Annotated in this window: 20 protein-coding genes and 2 tRNA genes; 10 read left to right on the top strand and 12 right to left on the bottom strand. The window is 61.7% G+C overall.

Features of this window, described 5'->3' with window-relative positions; translation table 11 throughout:
• Positions 1 to 101: 101 nt before the first annotated feature.
• From nrdF to QP828_RS07175, 3 genes are all read left to right on the top strand, one after another.
• Positions 102 to 1,079, top strand: a complete 978-nt coding sequence (gene nrdF / locus QP828_RS07185) for a class 1b ribonucleoside-diphosphate reductase subunit beta (protein WP_375712897.1) — start codon at positions 102 to 104, stop codon at positions 1,077 to 1,079.
• 188 nt (positions 1,080 to 1,267) lie between these two features.
• A tRNA-Ser gene (locus QP828_RS07180) sits at positions 1,268 to 1,357 on the top strand.
• 122 nt (positions 1,358 to 1,479) lie between these two features.
• Positions 1,480 to 1,932 carry a DUF488 domain-containing protein gene (locus QP828_RS07175; protein WP_274734266.1) on the top strand — a complete coding sequence of 151 codons (453 nt, stop codon included), beginning with the start codon at positions 1,480 to 1,482 and terminating at the stop codon, positions 1,930 to 1,932.
• Here the strand turns inward: QP828_RS07175 and QP828_RS07170 are convergent.
• The gene (locus QP828_RS07170; RefSeq protein ID WP_274734265.1) at positions 1,903 to 2,727 is read right to left on the bottom strand and encodes a DUF8757 domain-containing protein; all 825 of its coding nucleotides are present in this window, start codon (positions 2,725 to 2,727) and stop codon (positions 1,903 to 1,905) included. The two genes, QP828_RS07175 and QP828_RS07170, sit on opposite strands and share 30 nt — an antisense overlap.
• 285 nt (positions 2,728 to 3,012) lie before the next feature.
• On the opposite strand from QP828_RS07170, the gene QP828_RS07165 reads away from it, so the two are divergent.
• Both QP828_RS07165 and QP828_RS07160 read left to right on the top strand, forming a co-directional pair.
• A complete protein-coding gene (locus QP828_RS07165) occupies positions 3,013 to 3,375 on the top strand; it encodes a hypothetical protein (RefSeq protein WP_274734264.1) in 363 nt (120 codons plus the stop codon).
• 342 nt (positions 3,376 to 3,717) lie between these two features.
• Positions 3,718 to 3,990, top strand: a complete 273-nt coding sequence (locus QP828_RS07160) for a hypothetical protein (RefSeq protein ID WP_274734263.1) — start codon at positions 3,718 to 3,720, stop codon at positions 3,988 to 3,990.
• Positions 3,991 to 4,107: 117 nt separating this feature from the next.
• On the opposite strand, the gene QP828_RS07155 is transcribed toward QP828_RS07160, so the two are convergent.
• The 8 genes from QP828_RS07155 to pheA all read right to left on the bottom strand — a co-directional run bounded on the left by QP828_RS07155 (position 4,108) and on the right by pheA (position 10,676).
• Positions 4,108 to 4,329, bottom strand: a complete 222-nt coding sequence (locus tag QP828_RS07155) for a transcriptional regulator (protein WP_274734262.1) — start codon at positions 4,327 to 4,329, stop codon at positions 4,108 to 4,110.
• A gap of 108 nt (positions 4,330 to 4,437) precedes the next feature.
• Positions 4,438 to 4,752, bottom strand: a complete 315-nt coding sequence (locus tag QP828_RS07150; protein ID WP_274734261.1) for a hypothetical protein — start codon at positions 4,750 to 4,752, stop codon at positions 4,438 to 4,440.
• Between the two features lie 232 nt (positions 4,753 to 4,984).
• Complete coding sequence (locus QP828_RS07145; protein ID WP_274734260.1) at positions 4,985 to 5,902, bottom strand: leucine-rich repeat protein; 918 nt, start codon at positions 5,900 to 5,902, stop codon at positions 4,985 to 4,987.
• A gap of 35 nt (positions 5,903 to 5,937) precedes the next feature.
• Positions 5,938 to 6,159, bottom strand: a complete 222-nt coding sequence (locus QP828_RS07140; protein ID WP_274734259.1) for a hypothetical protein — start codon at positions 6,157 to 6,159, stop codon at positions 5,938 to 5,940.
• A gap of 181 nt (positions 6,160 to 6,340) precedes the next feature.
• Entirely contained in the window at positions 6,341 to 7,279 is a 939-nt protein-coding gene (locus QP828_RS07135; RefSeq protein ID WP_274734258.1) for an HAD family hydrolase, read from the bottom strand.
• Between the two features lie 74 nt (positions 7,280 to 7,353).
• The gene (gene serS, locus QP828_RS07130) at positions 7,354 to 8,637 is read right to left on the bottom strand and encodes a serine--tRNA ligase (RefSeq protein WP_274734257.1); all 1,284 of its coding nucleotides are present in this window, start codon (positions 8,635 to 8,637) and stop codon (positions 7,354 to 7,356) included.
• A gap of 71 nt (positions 8,638 to 8,708) precedes the next feature.
• Positions 8,709 to 9,671: an aminoglycoside phosphotransferase family protein gene (locus QP828_RS07125; RefSeq protein ID WP_274734256.1), complete on the bottom strand. Its 963-nt coding sequence runs from the start codon at positions 9,669 to 9,671 to the stop codon at positions 8,709 to 8,711.
• 48 nt (positions 9,672 to 9,719) lie between these two features.
• Positions 9,720 to 10,676: a prephenate dehydratase gene (gene pheA / locus QP828_RS07120; RefSeq protein ID WP_274734274.1), complete on the bottom strand. Its 957-nt coding sequence runs from the start codon at positions 10,674 to 10,676 to the stop codon at positions 9,720 to 9,722.
• 150 nt (positions 10,677 to 10,826) lie between these two features.
• Here pheA and QP828_RS07115 point away from each other — a divergent pair, with 150 nt between their 5' ends.
• Positions 10,827 to 13,265 (top strand): hypothetical protein, encoded by a 2,439-nt coding sequence (locus tag QP828_RS07115; protein ID WP_274734255.1) that lies wholly within the window; start codon positions 10,827 to 10,829, stop codon positions 13,263 to 13,265.
• Positions 13,266 to 13,324: 59 nt separating this feature from the next.
• On the opposite strand, the gene QP828_RS07110 is transcribed toward QP828_RS07115, so the two are convergent.
• Positions 13,325 to 14,110, bottom strand: a complete 786-nt coding sequence (locus QP828_RS07110; protein ID WP_274734254.1) for a glycosyltransferase — start codon at positions 14,108 to 14,110, stop codon at positions 13,325 to 13,327.
• 120 nt (positions 14,111 to 14,230) lie between these two features.
• Positions 14,231 to 15,094 carry a DUF5926 family protein gene (locus tag QP828_RS07105; RefSeq protein ID WP_274734253.1) on the bottom strand — a complete coding sequence of 288 codons (864 nt, stop codon included), beginning with the start codon at positions 15,092 to 15,094 and terminating at the stop codon, positions 14,231 to 14,233.
• A 112-nt stretch (positions 15,095 to 15,206) separates the two neighbouring features.
• On the opposite strand from QP828_RS07105, the gene QP828_RS07100 reads away from it, so the two are divergent.
• Both QP828_RS07100 and QP828_RS07095 read left to right on the top strand, forming a co-directional pair.
• A complete protein-coding gene (locus QP828_RS07100) occupies positions 15,207 to 15,404 on the top strand; it encodes a hypothetical protein (protein ID WP_274734252.1) in 198 nt (65 codons plus the stop codon).
• A 23-nt stretch (positions 15,405 to 15,427) separates the two neighbouring features.
• The gene (locus tag QP828_RS07095; RefSeq protein WP_274734251.1) at positions 15,428 to 16,213 is read left to right on the top strand and encodes a sulfite exporter TauE/SafE family protein; all 786 of its coding nucleotides are present in this window, start codon (positions 15,428 to 15,430) and stop codon (positions 16,211 to 16,213) included.
• A gap of 100 nt (positions 16,214 to 16,313) precedes the next feature.
• Here the strand turns inward: QP828_RS07095 and upp are convergent, their stop codons facing one another.
• Positions 16,314 to 16,952: a uracil phosphoribosyltransferase gene (gene upp, locus QP828_RS07090; protein WP_016442150.1), complete on the bottom strand. Its 639-nt coding sequence runs from the start codon at positions 16,950 to 16,952 to the stop codon at positions 16,314 to 16,316.
• 130 nt (positions 16,953 to 17,082) lie between these two features.
• On the opposite strand from upp, the gene tadA reads away from it, so the two are divergent.
• Together tadA and QP828_RS07080 are read left to right on the top strand one after the other, a co-directional pair.
• Complete coding sequence (tadA, locus tag QP828_RS07085; protein WP_274734250.1) at positions 17,083 to 17,553, top strand: tRNA adenosine(34) deaminase TadA; 471 nt, start codon at positions 17,083 to 17,085, stop codon at positions 17,551 to 17,553.
• Positions 17,554 to 17,644: 91 nt separating this feature from the next.
• A tRNA-Ser gene (locus QP828_RS07080) sits at positions 17,645 to 17,733 on the top strand.
• The last annotated feature ends 147 nt before the right edge of the window (positions 17,734 to 17,880 follow it).

Below are 17,880 nucleotides of genomic sequence, written 5' to 3'. Positions count from 1 at the left end.
CGATTCAACCGTCTAGAATGGGCGGGGTGTGGCGGCGCGAGCGGCGTCGTCGTTCTTAACCATCATCTATTCCGCATCACCTGCGCTACCAAGGAGCTACTGTGATCCCCCCGAAGTTGAAACTTGTCAGTTCTGTGCAAGCCATTAACTGGAACCGCATCGAGGACGAAAAAGACCTCGAAGTGTGGGACCGCCTCACGGGGAATTTCTGGCTGCCCGAAAAAGTGCCGCTTTCTAACGACATTCAGTCGTGGAATACCCTCAAGCCGCACGAGCAGCTCATGACCACCCGGGTGTTCACCGGGCTGACCCTGCTCGATACCATTCAGGGCACCGTGGGCGCGGTTTCGCTTATCCCGGACGCGGTGACCCCGCACGAGGAAGCGGTGTATACCAATATCGCCTTCATGGAATCGGTGCACGCGAAGTCGTATTCCTCAATTTTCTCCACGCTTATTTCCACCGACGAGATCGACGAAACTTTCCAGTGGTCGGAAAATAACGAATTCCTGCAGAAGAAGGCGCAGATCGTGCTGGATTACTACCGCGGGGACGATCCGGAAAAGCGCAAGGTGGCCTCCACGATGCTGGAATCCTTCCTCTTCTACTCCGGCTTCTACGCGCCCATGTACTGGTCCGCGCACGCCAAACTCACCAATACCGCCGACCTCATCCGCCTTATTATTCGCGACGAGGCCGTGCACGGCTACTACATTGGCTACAAGTACCAGCGCGCGGTGGAGAAAGCCAGCAAGGAACGCAAGGCCGAACTCAAGGAATACACCTTTGAGCTGCTCCAAGATCTTTATGAGAACGAGGAAGAATACACCGCCAGCCTCTACGATGAGATGGGCCTCACGGAGGACGTCAAGGCATTCCTGCGCTACAACGCCAATAAGGCGCTCATGAACCTCGGTTACGAGGCGCTGTTCAACCCGGACCAGACGGCCGTCAACCCGGCGATTCTGGCGGCGCTATCCCCGAACGCAGACGAGAACCACGATTTCTTCTCCGGTTCGGGATCCTCCTACGTTATCGGTGAAGTGGAAGATACTACCGACGACGACTGGGATTTCTAGCGTGCTTGCGCGCTCGCGGTGGTGCGGCCTGCGGCGCAGGTGCGGTACGACGCCGCAGCGCCGGCCTGGCGGTGATTGCGCATTCGGTGCGTGACGAATTCCGCCGCGAAAAAACTGGCATCGCGCCCCGGTGAGCGTGTACGCTAGTAAGGCTTGCACGGGTTGGCTCAGGCTTTCCCGGTGAGCATGGAGACGTGACTGAGTGGCCGAAAGTGGCACCCTGCTAAGGTGTTAGTCGCAGTAGCGGCTCGAGGGTTCGAATCCCTCCGTCTCCGCCAATGTGATGTCCCGCGTCATAGGTCTGCCTGTGGCGTCGCGGCCATCGTGCTTGTGTGTAACTGAAGTTCTATGAGGTTTTAGGGCCCGCGGGCCGGCCACGTAAGACGAAGGAGTGCGACCGATGGCCACCACTATTCTCGGCTGGGGCTACGAGGGGAAAACCATCAATGATCTGCTCGCCACGCTGGAAGCTAACCGAGTCCATACCGTTGTCGATATCCGGCTTACTCCCATCAGCCGCAAGAAGGGATTCTCTAAAACGCGGCTTCGCCAAGCGGTTGAATCTACGGGGACTCGGTATGTTCATATGCGATCCCTCGGTAATCCGAAAGATAACCGGGTAGCTTTCGCCCATCCTGGAACTCCCGAAGCGCATGCCGCCTACGTACGATTCCGCAACGAAGTACTTACCACTCCGGAAGCGCAGGTGGCCATCCACGAGATTGCTGACCTCGCACATGACGGTACGATCCTCGTTCTCTGCTTCGAGGACAATCACCAGCAGTGCCATCGAAAGCTCGTGATTGAGGAAGCGTGTGCTGTATTAGAAGAGGCCGAGCGCTTCGCGGCTTGAGCCAAAAATGCCTAAAACCAGGAAACTGTGGCGTTTGTGCGGAGCGGCTTGGTTGCCAACAATAATCCGCAGTGGAAGGCCGGACGTTTCACGTTGTTTAATGAATTTCTTTTCGAATTCTTGCTGGGCATACTCGATTGATACCGTTGGCGGCCAATGACGTTGCAGCGCTACTGCTTCCCAGTCGGTGATAGTCAAGGAATGACTCGGGCAATCGGGAAAAACGCAACGAAATTCAAGCCGAGCAATAAACCGCGGGGCTTCCAAGGTGAGCCCCTTGTTACCGAAGATATCTTCGTCTTTATATTTGCGCAGTGCAGCTTTCTGCTGTTCATTCCAGCCCGGGTGAAGCGATACTTTAATCGTTGGTGTTGCGCGGGGCGTGATAAGCGCAAGGGATTGCGCGGCCGGATTTCTCTTAGCTTCCGTTCGTAGTTCACAAAGTGATTTAGCGGGAAGAGGGTCGAGGTAGATAGCTCTCTTGTCCCACCCGGTAATAGGCTCATCTTGCGGTTGAGGATCATCGGTGACCCTTAAGCTTTCTTCCCGATCATCACCGTTAGGTGCACGGACGGATACTCGAATAGTTTGATATTTCTTGAAGCGGTCGGTGCCGTCAAGATAACGGAAGGCGATGGGGTAGAGCCTTACCCAGCGAAGCGGATCGAGGGCTACTCCGGCAACGCACACGGTTTCCTTGTATTTTTCTGAGGGGATGGGAGCTGTTTTAACAACGACTAAAACGTCGATTTCTCGACCTAGCTGGTCCAGTTCCCTTGCTTTGCTGATATCCATGGGCGTGCCTTCACGTCGAAGATGGTGGTGTGAGTCAAGGGTACAAGATTTTCCTGACGCTAGGGAGGGGCTGGATTGCACGGGTCTGGCGGATTAGACTCAAGCGCAAAGAGGACCTGGTCTGATCTTTGATAGGTAGGGTTGCCGAGACAAACCGAAACCGGGAAACTGGGGCCTTTCATCCGTAGAGGTGACTAAGGGCCTCGGAATCCAGTCCACCGAGGCTTAGGCATCGCTTTTATTGGAGTTTCCCCGACCGTGGTGTAAAGGAAGTAAGGGTAAAGCGTGGGTGGAAGCGTAAACAATAAATCGAATACCTATCCTGTAATAGAGCTCGCCAAGTACGTCCAGGCGCATGGCGATCAACAATCCCTCTTTGGCGAGGGCGAGGGCGAGGGCTACGGGCACTACCTTGGCATGTACGGTGATGTCTGGGATCTAATCTATGCAATTAATGCGGCCCATTTCTCTAAGTGCTCTCTGCCAGAGCCCCTACTTTCAGCAGCTGTCGACGACATCCTCGACGACCTAACTTATGGGTCGTCAAGGGAGCTTAACCGAAAACTCGAACTGATCGGTTCTCCGCTTCGTGTCCCCCTTATCCCCGAGGAAGAAGAGCCGATCATCGTAGAGATTACTCCGAGCTAATCGCACTTATTTTATTTCTTGCGGGCCGCACTCATGTGGGGAACTTTTATACCCAGTAGGTCACGATGTGATGTCGGTGATTCCCGCGCGGAGCTTATCAAGCTACAGTTCTGACGGTTGCATTGTTATGCAGGAGAATATATCCTGAGCCTTGATGATGATCTACCCGTTTTGGGTACCTCCATCTTCATTGAACGGGCGGACGGTCCCGGGAGATACGATTCAATCGCTGTAGCGGTTGTCGCAGCATTTCCCGGGGCCGTTCGTTTTGTCCTATAGCCCGAACCCGAAGGGGCCGAATGCTTCAAAGAAATCGAAAAAGCCAAAGAGAAGGTGATTGAGATGGAGATTAATACCGCGTTTGAAGAACTGAAGCGGTATGTCAAAAGTCATTCTGATTTCCCCGATTATATTTGGGAGTGCCTGGACGGAGACCACGCTTCCGGGCAAGATGAGATCGCAATTGAATCTATCCTCGCATTATGCACGAATGATCTGCATTTACGTTTACCTGAAGATATTATTCAAATGCTGCGTTCCGTTGATGACGCTTACCTGCCCTTCTGGAATTATGTCGAACAAGCTATATCGAAGAATCAGTCGCTACTCGTATAACGCATAACTGCACCAATGTCGCGAGGCGAAAATCCCGCATCGCCTAACCGGGCAATTGCCAGCAGAGAAGCGTCCCGAGTCTCGTGTTCCGTCTGAACCAAACGGAGCGGAGCCTCCTTATCTTTTGATATCATTCACCGCGAATTCAGGCGTGTCAACGGAGACGTTAACAGCGAAACTATCGAGAGGATCTCCCGTAATAAGCGCCGCGGTATCTTTTACCATCTCATCAATCTGATCAAGGCGGCGCGCCTGCGTGCCGTATTCCTTTCCGTTAAGGGTAAATTCGGCAACCCACCAATTTCCATCACGGGTAACCGTGGTATCTAGTGTTGTCACTTCTTACTCTTTCCGAGACTCTTACGAGCGAGCCTTTCGGAAATTTCACAACGGCGGGGAATCGGTTCGCCCCGGCCTCCGATCTGCGCCCGCTTTTGCCCAATAAGGTTATACTTGTAGGGACGACCCGATCTTCTCAAGGAATATATTCAAGACGCGCCGGGAGTGGACAGTTAGCTCGCCACGGATGTCCTCAATCGGTGGGATGAGCTTATCGTCTGGGATTTTTACTCCGTAACGGCTCGCACCATCCAAAGCATAGATGAGGCACCACGGGGTTCCGCCCCCACCTTTTCCTTCAAGCCAGTAACCGTCATCTTTCGCGACGAGTTCCGGGTCTGCGTGTTCATCGATCCAATCAATGAGGATATCGACGGGGGACCAGGGAAAGTTATCGTCGTTGTGTAGCCCTTCTCTGTCCACGGTATTTTCTCCTTACCTTACGTGTGATGATAAGCCGATCTTTGATGAGGTATTACAGAAGTGTCTGATTCTTTGCATGACCTCTTTTGCCGTGCATTTACCTTCAGTGTAGACAACCGGTCAGATCACCGGCCGGGATCTGCGCGGAGAATAGAAAACTTGGGGGCTGCGCCGGTATCGGTGCGGCCCCCAGGGGAGTGGCGTTTAGCCTTGAGTTACCTAGAACTTTGGGTTACTTCGCCCGCCGGCGCAGGGTGTATCCGGCGGGCAGCACCACGGCCATAGTGGCCAGAGCGCCCGTAGCGGCCAGGCCAGTGTGGGTGAGTTGCCGCGTCGGTGCCTTGCTTGGGGCGGGAGCCGGCTTGTTGGCCCCGGGCTCCGGCGCAGGCTTAGGAGCCGGTTCGGGCTTCGGGCTCGGCGGTTGCGACGGAGAAGGTGGATCGGCGGGTTGCGGTTGCGGATCAGGTTGTGGTTGCGGCTGCGGGTTAGGGTCCGGAACAGGGTTTGGCGTTGGCTGAGGCTCGGTATCGGGACCTGGCTCGGGTTCAGGCTCAGGTGCCGGCTCGGTAACATTCACTCGAACCACCGCGGAATACAGCGGCTTACCGGTGGCCGTATCATTCGCCATCATGATGACGCGCGTGGAACCCGGGGCAACCCCGGTCACCGTGCCATCAGCAAATGTCACGATGGAGCTGGCGAGGGCGGGCTCGGCTGCGCCGTCGTCCCAAAAATACGCATCCCACGTGAGCCCGCGACCACTGAGATCACCGTTTACATCAGAAATCTGCGCGAGTGTAAGCGTTCCCTGCGTGGGTACCGTGGTGTCGGCGAGCTCCTGCTGCGCGAAAGCCGGGCTGCTATTGCCGGCGCTGCTGCCGGGCACCACCGGGAAAACGGCGCTGTTATACGTGCCGGCCAGCCGCACCGTGGAAATATGATTATTTTGGAAAGCACTCCAGGCGACCTCGGTGATTGAGGCAGGCAGCGTGACCTCCGTGAGCGCATTGGCCTGGAAAGCCGCCGGCCCAATCTTCTGCATCCCCGCAGGGAACTCCACCGCGGAAATCGCATTGCGATCCAGGAAACCGTAACTCACCTCCGTAAGCGTGGCCGGCAGCGTAATACCGGTGATTCCCTTGCTGTGCATATTCCCCGTCCGGCCATTCGGCCCGGTCAGCGCGGTCACGCCCCCGGAATAACCACGTGCTTGAGGTTCGTAATTTTCTGCAGGCCGGTATCGCTCAAACCTCGCAGCGTTGTGGTAGCGCCCTCGGTTTCGATAGTGAAATCCGCGGTATCCCACGTGACAGCGGGAGCGGCCGTGGCTGCCGGCACCATCGCCGCCAGCCCCATCATCAATGCCGTGCACAGTGCACTCACCGTGCCGACGAGTCTCTTTTTCATCCGATATCCTTTCGTGGTGCGGCTCGGGAGAGCCCAGAGAAACTCGGGTTACTCACCGCCACCGTACCGCGAAACGCGCGGGAATTCATCAGAAAATGAACCGGATTGTGTAGAAAATATTATTATCGCAGCTTGCGGCCGTGCGGGGCGCTTGTGATATTTCACGACGACGGCGCCAGCATTAACGCGCCAGCAGCACCTCGAGGAGGGTGGCAACGCCGTCGTCCCATACCGGATCGGTCACGGCCCGCGCGTGCGCCTTCACGTAATCGAGCGCCTGCCCCATCGCCACGCCCACCCCGGCCCATTCCAGCATCTGGATGTCGTTGCCGCCATCGCCAACGGCAACGGTGCCGCCCCGCGCGATCCCAAAATCGCCGCGGAGCACCTCGAGCGCGCTCGCCTTGGAAATTCCGGTCCGCCCGGCATCCACCCAGCCCGAACCGGAGGACGACGATGCCGCCCAATCCACCCCGGGCATCTCAAGCTGGGAAAGACGTGCCATGAGCTCGGCGGCTTCCATACGTGGAACCACCATAATGAGGCGCAGCGCATCGGGAACCACGAGATCCTTGAATTTCACCCAGATAGCGTTGGGTTCCAGGCGTTCGGTGGCGTAACCGTGCGCGACGCGCCGCGGGCCTTCCACCGGCTCCACCGCGAAATAGGCACCCGGGAACTCCCGGCGCATCGCATCCAGGGCTCGCGCTAAATCCGCCTCCTCCATGGTGGAGAGGTGCGCCAGGCGCACCGGCACCACGTCTCCGCGATCCGTCATGGAGCGGACTGTTCGCACCTCCACCCCGGGCAGCCGCGCGTTGCCGAGGAGCACCGTCTCATTGCCGTTCGAGCACACCATAATGGTTTCGCTCACCCGCAGCATATCGAGCACGGGAATGGCAGATTCGCGCCCGCGCCCCGTGGCTACCACCAGCCGGGTGCCGCGGCGCATATGTTCCTGGAAAGCGGCATCCACCCGTTCTGCGATGATCCCGTCCGGGCGCAGGGTGGTGCCGTCCAGATCCAGGCAGACCATGAGTTCAGGCCCGGCAGGCGGGGTCCCGGCGGCGTCGAAAGCGGCCCGCAACCGCGCCGCCGTCGACTCCCCCTGGATTTTCACATCGCCGCCTTAGTTTCTACCGCTCAGACAGGTTAGCTCATCGGTTAGTTTGCCAGCTCAACCGAGTTTGTTCGCTAGTTAATCGGCTCGATGTACTCGCGCCCGGCCAGGCCGGCGCCCAGGTAGGGCCGCAGGGCTTCGGGCACGTAGAGTGAGCCGTCCTTTTGCTGGTGGTTCTCGAAGAGCGCCACCAGCCAACGGGTGGTGGCCAACGTTCCGTTCAGGGTGGCCACCGCGCGGGTTTTCCCATCCACGCGTTCGCGCACATTGAGGCGCCGCGCCTGATAGGTGGTGCAATTGGAGGTCGAGGTGACTTCCATATAGCGATGCTGAGTGGGCAGCCACGCCTCGCAATCGAATTTCTGCGCCGCGGAAGAACCCAGATCACCGGCCGCCACATTAATAATGCGGTAGGGCAGCTCCATCTTCCCGATCATTTCGCGTTCCATCGCCAGCAGCGCGCGGTGTTCTTCCTCGGATTGCTCCACCGGGCAGTAGGAGAACATCTCCACCTTATTGAATTGGTGCACGCGAATAATCCCGCGGGTGTCCTTCCCGTAGGAGCCGGCCTCGCGCCGGTAGCAGGCCGAATACCCGCAGTAGCGCCGCGGCTTACCGCCCAGCTCCAAAATCTCATCCTTGTGGTAGCCGGCCAGCGGCACTTCGGAGGTGCCCACCAGGTACTGGTCATCCGCGCCCAGGTAGTAAATCTCATCGGAATGTTCCCCGAGGAACCCGGTGCCGGACATGATATCCGGGTTCACAATCGTGGGCGTGGTCATGAGGGTGAAGCCGTGCTCGGCGGCCTGATCGATGGCCATGCGGAACATCGCCATTTCGAGGTGCGCGCCCACTCCCTTGAGGTAGTAGAAACGCGATCCGGAGACCTTCGCGCCGCGATCCATATCCAGGGCCCCCAGGCCCTCCGCGATATCGAGGTGGTCCTTGGGGGTGAAGCCCTCCGCCTCAAAATCGCGCGGGGTGCCGATAACTTCCAGCACCTCGTAATCATCTTCCCCACCCGCGGGCACTCCGGCGAGCACCGGGTTCTCAATCGCGCGATTCGCGGTCAGATAGGTTTCTTCTGCTTCCGCCGCGGCCGCATCCAGCGCCTTGACCTTTTCTGCCAGCTCCTTGGCGTGGGCGAGCACCGCGGGGCGTTCCTCCGGGGATGCCTTCCCCACGGATCGCGACACCTCTTTTTGTTCGGCCCGGGCGGCTTCGAACTCTTGCAGGGTGGTCCGGCGTGCATCGTCGGCGGCGAGCAGGGCATCGACGGTGGCGGGATCATTCCCGCGGCGGCGCTGGGACTCACGGATGGCTTCCGGATTCTCGCGAACAGAACGCATATCAAGCATGGAACCAGCTTAGCGCGCGGCGGGCGCGCCCGCGATCCGGCGGGCCGTTTCGGCCTCATTGCGGTGTGGGATCAGGCGTGTTTTTCGCGTTCCGCGGGGCTGCCGTGCTGCGTTTCGTGTGTGGCGCGGTGCCACAGATGGCCGACGCCGCGCGCGACTCTTAAGAGCCGCGCGATATCGCCCTCGCTGCCGGCTTCACAGCGGACACTTGCGATGTCGCCACCGGGCCGTTCCCCACCGGGCCACTTTCCACCGGCCTCCCGGTAGCCGCGCTTCATAGCTTCTTCTAGTTCCGGGTAGTGCTGCCACACATCGTGGAGCTCCAGGAGATCCGCGGCGGCCGGCCGCCACCCGAAGCGCCCAAAATCAATAACTCGCAGGTGGCCGGCGGGCTCACCCCACAACCAGTTGCGTGCCTGCCAATCCCCGTGCGTGGGATGCACGACGACGCCGCGCGGCCGGTAACTCGCTAAAAAGTCTTCTGCTTCAGCAAGTTTCTCACCCAGGTCATCGGGCAGGGTGCCGCCCGGGGCACGCGCGTGAATCTCAGCGATCCGCGCGCGGGTGCGGGTGAGGGCGCCCTTGGCGAAGCCGTGATCGAGGCGAGCCCCCGCCCCGTGGAGAAGCGCGAGGGCAGCGCCCGCCCGGTGATATACCCGCGGGGAAAACTCCCATGCGCTACCCAGAACATCGCATCCGGGCAGGTAGTCGAGGAGGGCGAGCGGGGCTGCGGCGTCGTACCAGAGCAGGCGCGCCACGGTGCCGCACGCCTGCAAAGAGCCGGTCCACTCCCGCGCCCGCGCTTCGCGCCCCACGCTGTAAGCGGTGTTCCCGGCGGTTTTGAGAATCCAGGACACCCCGGAGCCGCTGAGGTGGAGAACGGTGCTCTCACGCTCCGGCCAGGAAAGATCCCGCACCCGCACATTGTCCGGGCCGTGGGAAGTTCCGGGCAGCGGCCCACCGCGCAATTCCTCCCAGGCGGCCATAAACGCCGCATACTGCTCCTTGGTAAGCAGTGTTCGCAGCTGGTTCATGGGTGCCTCGATGGAGCTCGAAAATACCGGTGAATCTTGTTGCGGGCGCTAGCGGGTTACCCGGCTGAGCAGCGAGGCAACCCAGGTGCGCGCGGCGCCGAAATCTTCGTCGGAGGTACCGGCGTGCAGGCGAGTGGTCTGCCGGTCCGCCCGCGCGTAGCTGCCCAGGAAGGTTACCTCGGGGCAAATGCGGTGCAGCCCGATCAGCGCGGCCTGCACCCGCTCGTCGTGAATATGGCCCTCGGCATCCAGGGAGAAAGCGTAGCGGCCCAGCTGGTCGCCGGCCGGGCGCGATTCGATACGCGATAAATTAACGCCCACCGCGGCGAATTGTTGCAGCATTTCCAGCAGTGCACCGGGCTTTTCCGAGGCCAGCCGCACCATCAGCGTCGTTTTATCCGAGCCCGTCGCCGGCGGGATCTCCCCGGGCTTGCTCACCTTAATAAAGCGGGTAACGGCATTGCGGTTGTCAGCGATCTCGTCGGAAAGTGAGGCGAGCCCGTACACGCCGGTGGTGGGAACCGCGCAAATCGCGGCATCAAAATCCGCATCCGGGTTTTCCGCCAGTTCGCGCGCCGCGGCGGCCGTGGAGGTAGCCGGCACGTGGACGGCATCGGTCAGATGCTCAGCGATCCAGGTACGGCACTGTGCCCAGGCATGCGGGTGGGTGGCGACCCGGCGAATATCCGCGGCGCGCGTGCCGGGCCGCACCGCCAGCGAGAAGGCGATAGGAACCAGCATTTCCCCGCGAATTTCCAGCGGCGAGCCGGCGGTGAGCGAATCGAGAGTGGCGTTCACGCCGCCTTCTACCGAATTTTCGATGGGCACCACGGCGGCATCGGTCTGCCCGGCGCGCACCATCCGCAGCGCGGAGGGAACGTCGACGGCGGGTACGAAGGTGGCGGTGTCCTCGCTGGCTACCTGCTGCAAAGCGGCAAAGCAAAACGTGCCGCGCGGGCCGAGGAAAGAATAGCGGACCGGTTCGGTAGCGGGCGAGGATTGCATGGTGTCCTTTCGTGCGTGGAGAAATAGTACGACGGCGCAGCTGGGCGGCGGTGCACCTGCCCGCGCTGCCGCCTGGTTATTGTATCCCGCCCCGGAAGTGGGGCGTTCGGGGCGTCCGAAAGTGTCGTAAGCGCCGAGTAGGCTGGTGCCATGCGGAATTCTCACGGTGATAGCCGCGGCGGGCGCGCGGCGCGGCTTGGAATCCTGGCCAGTATCTTTGCTGCTGTGGCGATGGTGCTTGGGTTTGCCCTGGGCGGGGTGCCGGCCTCCGCGCGCTCGATGAGCCTGCCGGGCGCGCAGGGCACGCCGGCGGTGCAGCGCGGCTCGGCAGCGTGGGGCGCACCGGATCAAGCGCGCCCCACGGTGATCATCGGGGTGGCCGGGCTGCGCTGGGCAGATCTCAGTGCGGAAAGTACCCCGCGGCTCAGCGCGGCTCTGGCAAGTTCTGGCCGGGGTGGCGCGGGTGATCGCATCTCCGGGGCGGAAAGCCTGGGCGTGGAAAGCCCGGGCGCGGAAAGCGCGGGTGTGGAAAACATGGGTGTGGAAAACGTGGGCGGCTACGGCGCTGCTCTGGCCAATATTTCCGTGCGTACGGCCGCGCCTACCACCTGCGCGGCGGATGGCTGGGTAAGCCTCGGGGCCGGTGCCCGCGCGGCTATCACCCCCGCGGCAAACCGGTGCGCAGCATTGGAATCCTTGGTTTCCCAGGATGGTACGGTGCGCGATGCGGAGCAGCTAGGTGAAGAAAGCAGTGCCGCACACTACCCGGTAGTCATGGGTGCGCTAGCGCAGGGAGTGGTGCCGGAGCAGGTGCTCGCGGTTGGCCCTGGCGCCGCCCTCGCCCTCAACCGCCAGGGTGAATCACGCATCGCCTACCGTGCTCTCGCGGAGTTTCTAGCTGATGACTCGGTGCTCGAAGGGCGGGAACTCACCGTCATTGACGCGGGAAGCGTTGATGCTGGGGGTGCTGAGGTAGGAAACGCTGGCGCGGGGAATATAGCTAGTCTGGATGAACGCCTCGGGGAAATCATCGGGCTCGTCACCGCGCGCCACCCGAGGGCCCGGATCGTGATCACCGCTGTGGCGGATCGTGCTGAGCGGGCCGAACTCGGTTTCTTTGCGCTGCTAGAACCGTATGGCAGCACCACGCTCGCCCGTTCCACAACCACCCGCACCGCCGGCCTCGTTCAGCTCATTGACCTGGCGCCCAGCGTTGTTGCTTGGCATACCGGCACCCCCGCGCCGCTCACGGTAGACAACGGCGGAAGTACCACGCTGGCCGCGGTCAGCGCCACCCTGCACGGGCAAGCACTCCGCGCTGACCTAACCGCGCGTCTAAGTCCGCAGTTCTACCTCCTCCTCGCCGGGCTCGGGCTGGTGTGCTTTGCTGTTATTGCCGTCCATCTGGTCCATTTCTCTCGCTTCCCACCCGCAACGGTCGCGGCGGCCCGGCAAGCCCGCCCCACCGGCTTCGCACAGCTCCTCGCCTGGCTCGCAGCCCTACCCGTGAGTGCGCTCCTTATCGGCATTATTCCGTGGTGGGCTTTCTCCCGCCCGCTACTTGGCTGGTGGAGCAGCCTGGCTGTCCTCGCTGCGCTCCTCGCCACCTGGGCGCTAGCAGGCCCGCGCCGCCACGCACCAGCAGGGGCACAGTGGATAGCCGCCCCGTTAGCACGGCTGGGAACACTCAGCGCCACCGTTATCGCGGTGGACATCCTCGTCAGCACCTTTGGTGGAGGGTATTCCCTGGCGAATACCTCGGTCATGGGATCCCTGCCCACCGTTGCCGGGCGTTTCTTTGGTTTCAATAACTCGGTCTTTGCCATCTTCGCTGTTGGAGCGCTCGCCGCGGCCGCCACCCTCGCCGCGCGCATACGCGGCACTCGCAGCACGGCCACATACGCGAACCGGTCAACCCGTATGGCTGGCTTCGCCGTACTCGCCCTGGGCATATGCGCGATTGCCCTGGATGGGCTCCCCGCTTTCGGTGCGGATGCCGGCGGCCCGCCGGCCCTCACCCTCGGCTTTGCCTACCTTACCTGGCACACCTGGGGTCGGCGCTGGACCTGGTGGCATACCGCGCTCGCGGCCATAGCCGGGGTGGCTGTCTCGGCCGGTATGGCTATGCTTGACCGCGCGGTGGGATCCACCTCCCATTTGGGGAACTTCGTCGGCCGGGTGGAACACGGCGGGGCTGGCGCCGTCGTCGCACGAAAACTATCCCAAGCTTTCTTCGGCCTCCCGCCCCTGGTTGCGGGCGCTCTGGGAGCCGCGCTCCTCGCGGGAGTGTGTGTGGTGGTGTGGCTCGTAACCTCGGGGCGCTGGGATCTGCGGGCAAGGCCGGCAACCGCGCAGCTATATGCGTGTGTTGCGGAACATCCGCACCTGACGGCCGCGGCCGCCGCGAGCTTCCTCGTCCTCGGCTACGCCTCCCTCATTAACGACTCCGGCCTAGTCATCCTCGGAGTGGGAATCGCGCTACTCGCACCCACCTTCGCCCTCGGGCTCATGCGGGCCGGGGAAAACATCGAAGTCTATTCTGCCGCAGAAAACCCCCAAGAATTACAAGAAAAACCGGCTGGCAGATAGCAACCAGCCGGAAAGAAAATTCGCGAGATTTATATTGCGGAGGACGGAGGGAATAGCGCTCAGGAATGCTCCAGCACCAGCGCGCGGTAGGGAGCGAAATGCTCGGCACCGCTAGCGCCGTGCAGCTCCGCGGGCACCTTAACACCGTGGAAGCGGCGCGACCACACCGCCCGGAAAACATCACGGTACTGCCCGGCCCGGTGCAAAGTCCCAGCCACGTCATTCCCGGTGGCCCGATGGCGGATATTGCACGGGATCTCCTGGAGAGTCAGGCCGGCCACCAGCATATCGATGGTCATGCCCACCTCAACGCCCCAGCCCTTCGCGAGCGGACGAGCCGCATCAAAAGCGGCGGCCGTCATGCAGCGTTGCCCGGACAGCGGTTGAAGAGGGGACCAGCCGGTAGCCCGCTCAATCGCGCGGCGCCCCAAACGCGTCACAAAACCGTGACCACCCGCCCCCTCCTGCGGAGGCAAAGCAGCAATAGCGCAATCAACCGTGCCATCAATAACCGGTGCAATAAGGGGAGCGCACTCAATAGCCGAATCGCCCAGATCGGCGTCAAGGAAAAGTAAATGGCGGGGTAGGCGGCCCTCAACGTCGCGCATGCGCACGACCTTCGCCCCGGTCTCCATCGCGGAGGCCTTCCCGCGATTCACGGAGTGGCGCACCACTGTAGCCCCGGAAGCGCGGGCAATAGCCTGGGTTTCATCAGCCGACCCATCGTCAACCACCACCACGAGGTCCACGCCCGGAAGCGCATACGCTGCGCGCACAGTACGCCCCACGTACTGCTCCTCGTCCTTCGCGGGCACGACCACCGCGACCTGACCGACTTTACTCACCCCATAAGTGTATAGGGAAAAGTAGGGGCTTTGCTTACTGTTTCTATAAACTAGGGGAAGTTCACTAAAGAGAGCTGGCTAAGCGTAAGGCCCCGCAAAGCGGGCGGGTGGCCACGCTGTTTAGCGCAACGTCACCTGGCGGGAGACAAGGCCGGAGCGCGCCCGCTTTTCCTCGGCGCTGAGCGGCTCGGTGGAAGCAATCGCCGCACTCAGCTTCTCCGCGAACTTCACCAGCGGCTCTTCCAGTTCCTCCGCTTCGGTACCGCGCGCCAATTCCCACACCGGGACCGACAATCCGTAGGCGCGGAACGCACCGATGAAGCGAACGTCGTCGTCCCAACGCTCCTCGCCAGATACTCGCAAGCGCGCCAAACCGTCCAGCACCGCATCGCGCGGCTCGGGGCGGACCCAGCGCAAAAATTCGCGCGACATCCGGCACCAGTAAGCGCCGTTCACGGACTCGATACGCGCCGCGGGGACCATATCTGCCCGGGCGTCACGCAGCGCCGCCTGCGATTCGGGAGTGGCGGCCTCTTCCTCCGTCATCCAGAAAGCGGGATCTTCTTGCAGCTCCAGCTCGGAGAACGACGCCACAATATCCTGCAAACGCGGCGAACCTGCCTCCGGCTGAGTGCCACCCGGGTAGCTTTCGCCCGGCTTGAGTTCCAGACCGGCCAGCACGCGCGTAGCGATATCCAACGAGGCATCGCCGGAATTCATAACCGTCTGCATCGCGACTAGGAGCTGGCCGTCCGTGCGCCGCAGCGCGCCGACCATATTCGGCAGCAACGTGCCAAAAATAACCTTTTCGCTGCCGTACTCCTCCGTGAGGGTCACGGTCATGGTCGCCAGCGGCAGCAGATCGCGCATTGCCACCAGCTCTGCCTCGGCATCCAGTCCTTCAAAAGGCCGCTCAACAAAAGGAATAATCGCGCGCTTCTTCTTCGGGGTCGTCGAATCCTTCTTGCGGTTCTTCTTAGCCATAAGTCCTCGTCTTTTCGCTGCTGTGCGTGCCCTGCGGCATCGCCGCCGTATGTACCCTCGAGATTCTACGTGAGATGCGGCCCGCGGGCGATGGTCACGTTAGAGTTGCGTTATGGATCTGCTCATAACGACGCCGCAGCTTGCCGGCCTCACCACATCTCCGGCCCTCACCGCGCCTCTGGCGGGGGAGCTCCTCGCGGCGCCCGCCGCGGATCCGCTGGCCGTATCCGTAATTCGCTGGGTGGGGATCGCCGCGGTGGCGGTAGGTGTTGCCGTCATTATCTGGCGCTGGTGGTCGAATCGCGACTAACGGCGCTGCGATAGAGTGACGCTGTGCTTGCCTGCGGAGTTGGAATTGCTGTCGGTTTCGTTGTTGGTCTACTCGGGGCTGGCGGCGGCATCCTCACCATCCCCATTCTCCTGACCGTTTTCGGGCATACCGCGCACCAAGCTGCTGCCGAATCCATCATCATCGTGGGGGTGACCTCGCTGGTTGGCATGCTATCCGCGGCGCTGGCCCGGCGCGTGCGCTGGGGAACCGGCCTCATTTTTGCCCTGGTAGGTATCCCGGGAACCCTGGCGGGTGCCTTCCTCGCCGGCGCGGTATCTGGGCGCGTTCTTGTGTGGTCGCTCAGCCTCCTCCTCGTGGTGGTGGCATTGAGCATGTTCTGGCGAGCCGTGCGAGCGCGCGGCGAATCAAGGATGGGAGCCGCATCGGAACAGCCCGCACCCACCCCGCGCTGGCGCACCTACCTCATCACCATTGCGGGCGCCTTCGGTGCGGGAGCGCTCTCCGGTTTCTTCGGGGTGGGCGGTGGCTTCGTGGTGGTCCCCGCCCTCATCTTGCTGCTGCGTATGCCCGCCCGCTACGCGAGCGCCACGTCGCTGCTCGTCATGACCATCAATATGGTGGCGGCCGGGATTGGTCGCATCCCGCAATTCGCGGCCGGCCTTAGCGTGGACTGGGCGGTGGTTGCCCTCTTCGCCGCAGGTTCGGCGCTGGGAAGCATAGGTGGAGAAGCCGCCGGCCGGCGCATTCCTGATCGCATCGCCACCATCCTCTTTGGCGTGCTGCTTCTCGCGGTGGCGGCCGCCACCCTGGCCAACGACCTCAGCTAAGCGGGGCGCGGGCCGGGAGGCGGCGTCGTCGTTCTTAAAACCAGAGCGGGTGAGCACTGTTCACCGCGTAAACGGCGCTCACCCGCGTGGTTGTGGCGTTTTAGTCGACGACGCCGTACAGGCGATCCCCGGCATCGCCCAGACCCGGCACGATGTAAGCCTTCTCGTTGAGGCCCTCATCGATGGAGGCGACGACGATCTTGACGTCCGCATCCGCGGGAAGGTGCGATTTCACTTCTTCCAGGCCCTGCGGGGTGGCCAGCAGGCACACGCAGGTCACATCGCGCGCACCGCGTTCGAGCAGGTAGTTGATGGATTCGTGGATGGTGTGGCCGGTGGCCAGCATCGGGTCAAGAACAAAACACTGCCTCCCGGTCAGGTCATCCGGGAGGCGGTTAGCGTAGGTCACGGCCTCGAGAGTTTCCTCATCGCGGCGCAGACCGAGGAAACCAACTTCAGCGGTGGGAAGGAGTTTCGTCATCCCCTCCAGCATGCCCAGGCCGGCACGCAAAATCGGAACAACAATCGGGGCCGGGCGGGCCAGCTTCACGCCGGTTGTGGTGGCCACCGGGGTAGTGACCGTTACTTCATGCACCGCCACATTCCGGGTGGCTTCATAAGCGAGGAGAGTCACGAGCTCCTCGGTTAGCTGCCGGAAAATTGCCGACGGGGTGGTTTCATCACGGAGGACAGAGAGTTTATGCGCGACCAGAGGGTGGTCAATTTCGAGGATGTGCATGCTTTAAGGATAGCGGTACCCGGCGGGCGACGCGCGCGGGTGGCCCGCCTTGAGGCTCGTGACACAGGTGGCGCGGTTTCGGGATCGCGGTACGGACGGCGAGTTTTCGGGCTCGTGACACAATGGAGCTATGCGGGGAGACGAGCGGGGCGATATGCGCGCGGCGGAAAAGCTATTCATGCGCGAGGCCATGGAGCTTGCGGTGCGCGCTGAGGCCGGCGGGGATGTGCCGGTGGGCGCGCTCGTGGTGGTGGATAGTGCCGTGGTGGCGCGCGGCTGGAATACCCGCGAACGCGAACATGACCCGGCCGGGCACGCGGAAATCATGGCGCTGCGCGCGGCCGGTGCGGCACTCGGGCGGTGGCGTTTGGACGACGCCGATATCTACGTCACGTTAGAACCGTGCACGATGTGCGCCGGGGCGATAGTTGGCGCTCGGATTAGGCGGCTCATCTTCGGTGCCTGGGACGAAAAAGCGGGGGCGGCCGGCTCACTGCGCGATGTGGTGCGCGATCCGCGCCTCAACCACCGTATTGAGGTCATCGGGGGAGTATTGGAAGAGGAGACTTCCGCGCAACTACGGAAGTTCTTCCGCGGGTGAGCCTGCGGGTTAGCGCGGCGTCCGAAGCGTTAACGTGATGTGCTCCGCATCGATTAGGTAAATCCGGGGTGTGCCGTGTAATCTATTCTGCGGTGGCGTGTCCGAGCGGCCGAAGGTGCATCACTCGAAATGATGTGTAGTTAATAGCTACCGCGGGTTCAAATCCCGCCGCCACCGCCATGTGATGTCCCGCGTCATAGGTCCGCCTGTGACGCGGGATTTTTCTAGTTTTGCGAACGTGGCTAAAATCGGCCTATAGGACACTTGGTGTTGGTTTTATCCGGACTTTTCGGCTTGCTAGCAGGCTCGAATCGGGTTCGAACTCGG

This window comes from Actinotignum sanguinis (genome assembly GCF_030230305.1).
GTDB lineage: Bacteria > Actinomycetota > Actinomycetes > Actinomycetales > Actinomycetaceae > Actinotignum > Actinotignum sanguinis.
Note: the sequence above shows the minus strand (reverse complement) of the source record. Positions and strands in the feature narration are given on the sequence as shown.

Excerpts from the sequence above, each read along its gene's own strand:
- QP828_RS07175 (WP_274734266.1), top strand. The coding sequence starts at position 1,480 with ATGGCCACCACTATTCTCGGCTGGGGCTACGAGGGGAAAACCATCAAT.
- QP828_RS07170 (WP_274734265.1), bottom strand. The coding sequence starts at position 2,727 with ATGGATATCAGCAAAGCAAGGGAACTGGACCAGCTAGGTCGAGAAATC.
- QP828_RS07160 (WP_274734263.1), top strand. The coding sequence starts at position 3,718 with ATGGAGATTAATACCGCGTTTGAAGAACTGAAGCGGTATGTCAAAAGT.
- QP828_RS07145 (WP_274734260.1), bottom strand. The coding sequence starts at position 5,902 with ATGCACAGCAAGGGAATCACCGGTATTACGCTGCCGGCCACGCTTACG.
- QP828_RS07140 (WP_274734259.1), bottom strand. The coding sequence starts at position 6,159 with ATGAAAAAGAGACTCGTCGGCACGGTGAGTGCACTGTGCACGGCATTG.
- serS (WP_274734257.1), bottom strand. The coding sequence starts at position 8,637 with ATGCTTGATATGCGTTCTGTTCGCGAGAATCCGGAAGCCATCCGTGAG.
- QP828_RS07125 (WP_274734256.1), bottom strand. The coding sequence starts at position 9,671 with ATGAACCAGCTGCGAACACTGCTTACCAAGGAGCAGTATGCGGCGTTT.
- pheA (WP_274734274.1), bottom strand. The coding sequence starts at position 10,676 with ATGCAATCCTCGCCCGCTACCGAACCGGTCCGCTATTCTTTCCTCGGC.
- QP828_RS07115 (WP_274734255.1), top strand. The coding sequence starts at position 10,827 with ATGCGGAATTCTCACGGTGATAGCCGCGGCGGGCGCGCGGCGCGGCTT.
- QP828_RS07105 (WP_274734253.1), bottom strand. The coding sequence starts at position 15,094 with ATGGCTAAGAAGAACCGCAAGAAGGATTCGACGACCCCGAAGAAGAAG.
- QP828_RS07100 (WP_274734252.1), top strand. The coding sequence starts at position 15,207 with ATGGATCTGCTCATAACGACGCCGCAGCTTGCCGGCCTCACCACATCT.
- upp (WP_016442150.1), bottom strand. The coding sequence starts at position 16,952 with ATGCACATCCTCGAAATTGACCACCCTCTGGTCGCGCATAAACTCTCT.
- tadA (WP_274734250.1), top strand. The coding sequence starts at position 17,083 with ATGCGGGGAGACGAGCGGGGCGATATGCGCGCGGCGGAAAAGCTATTC.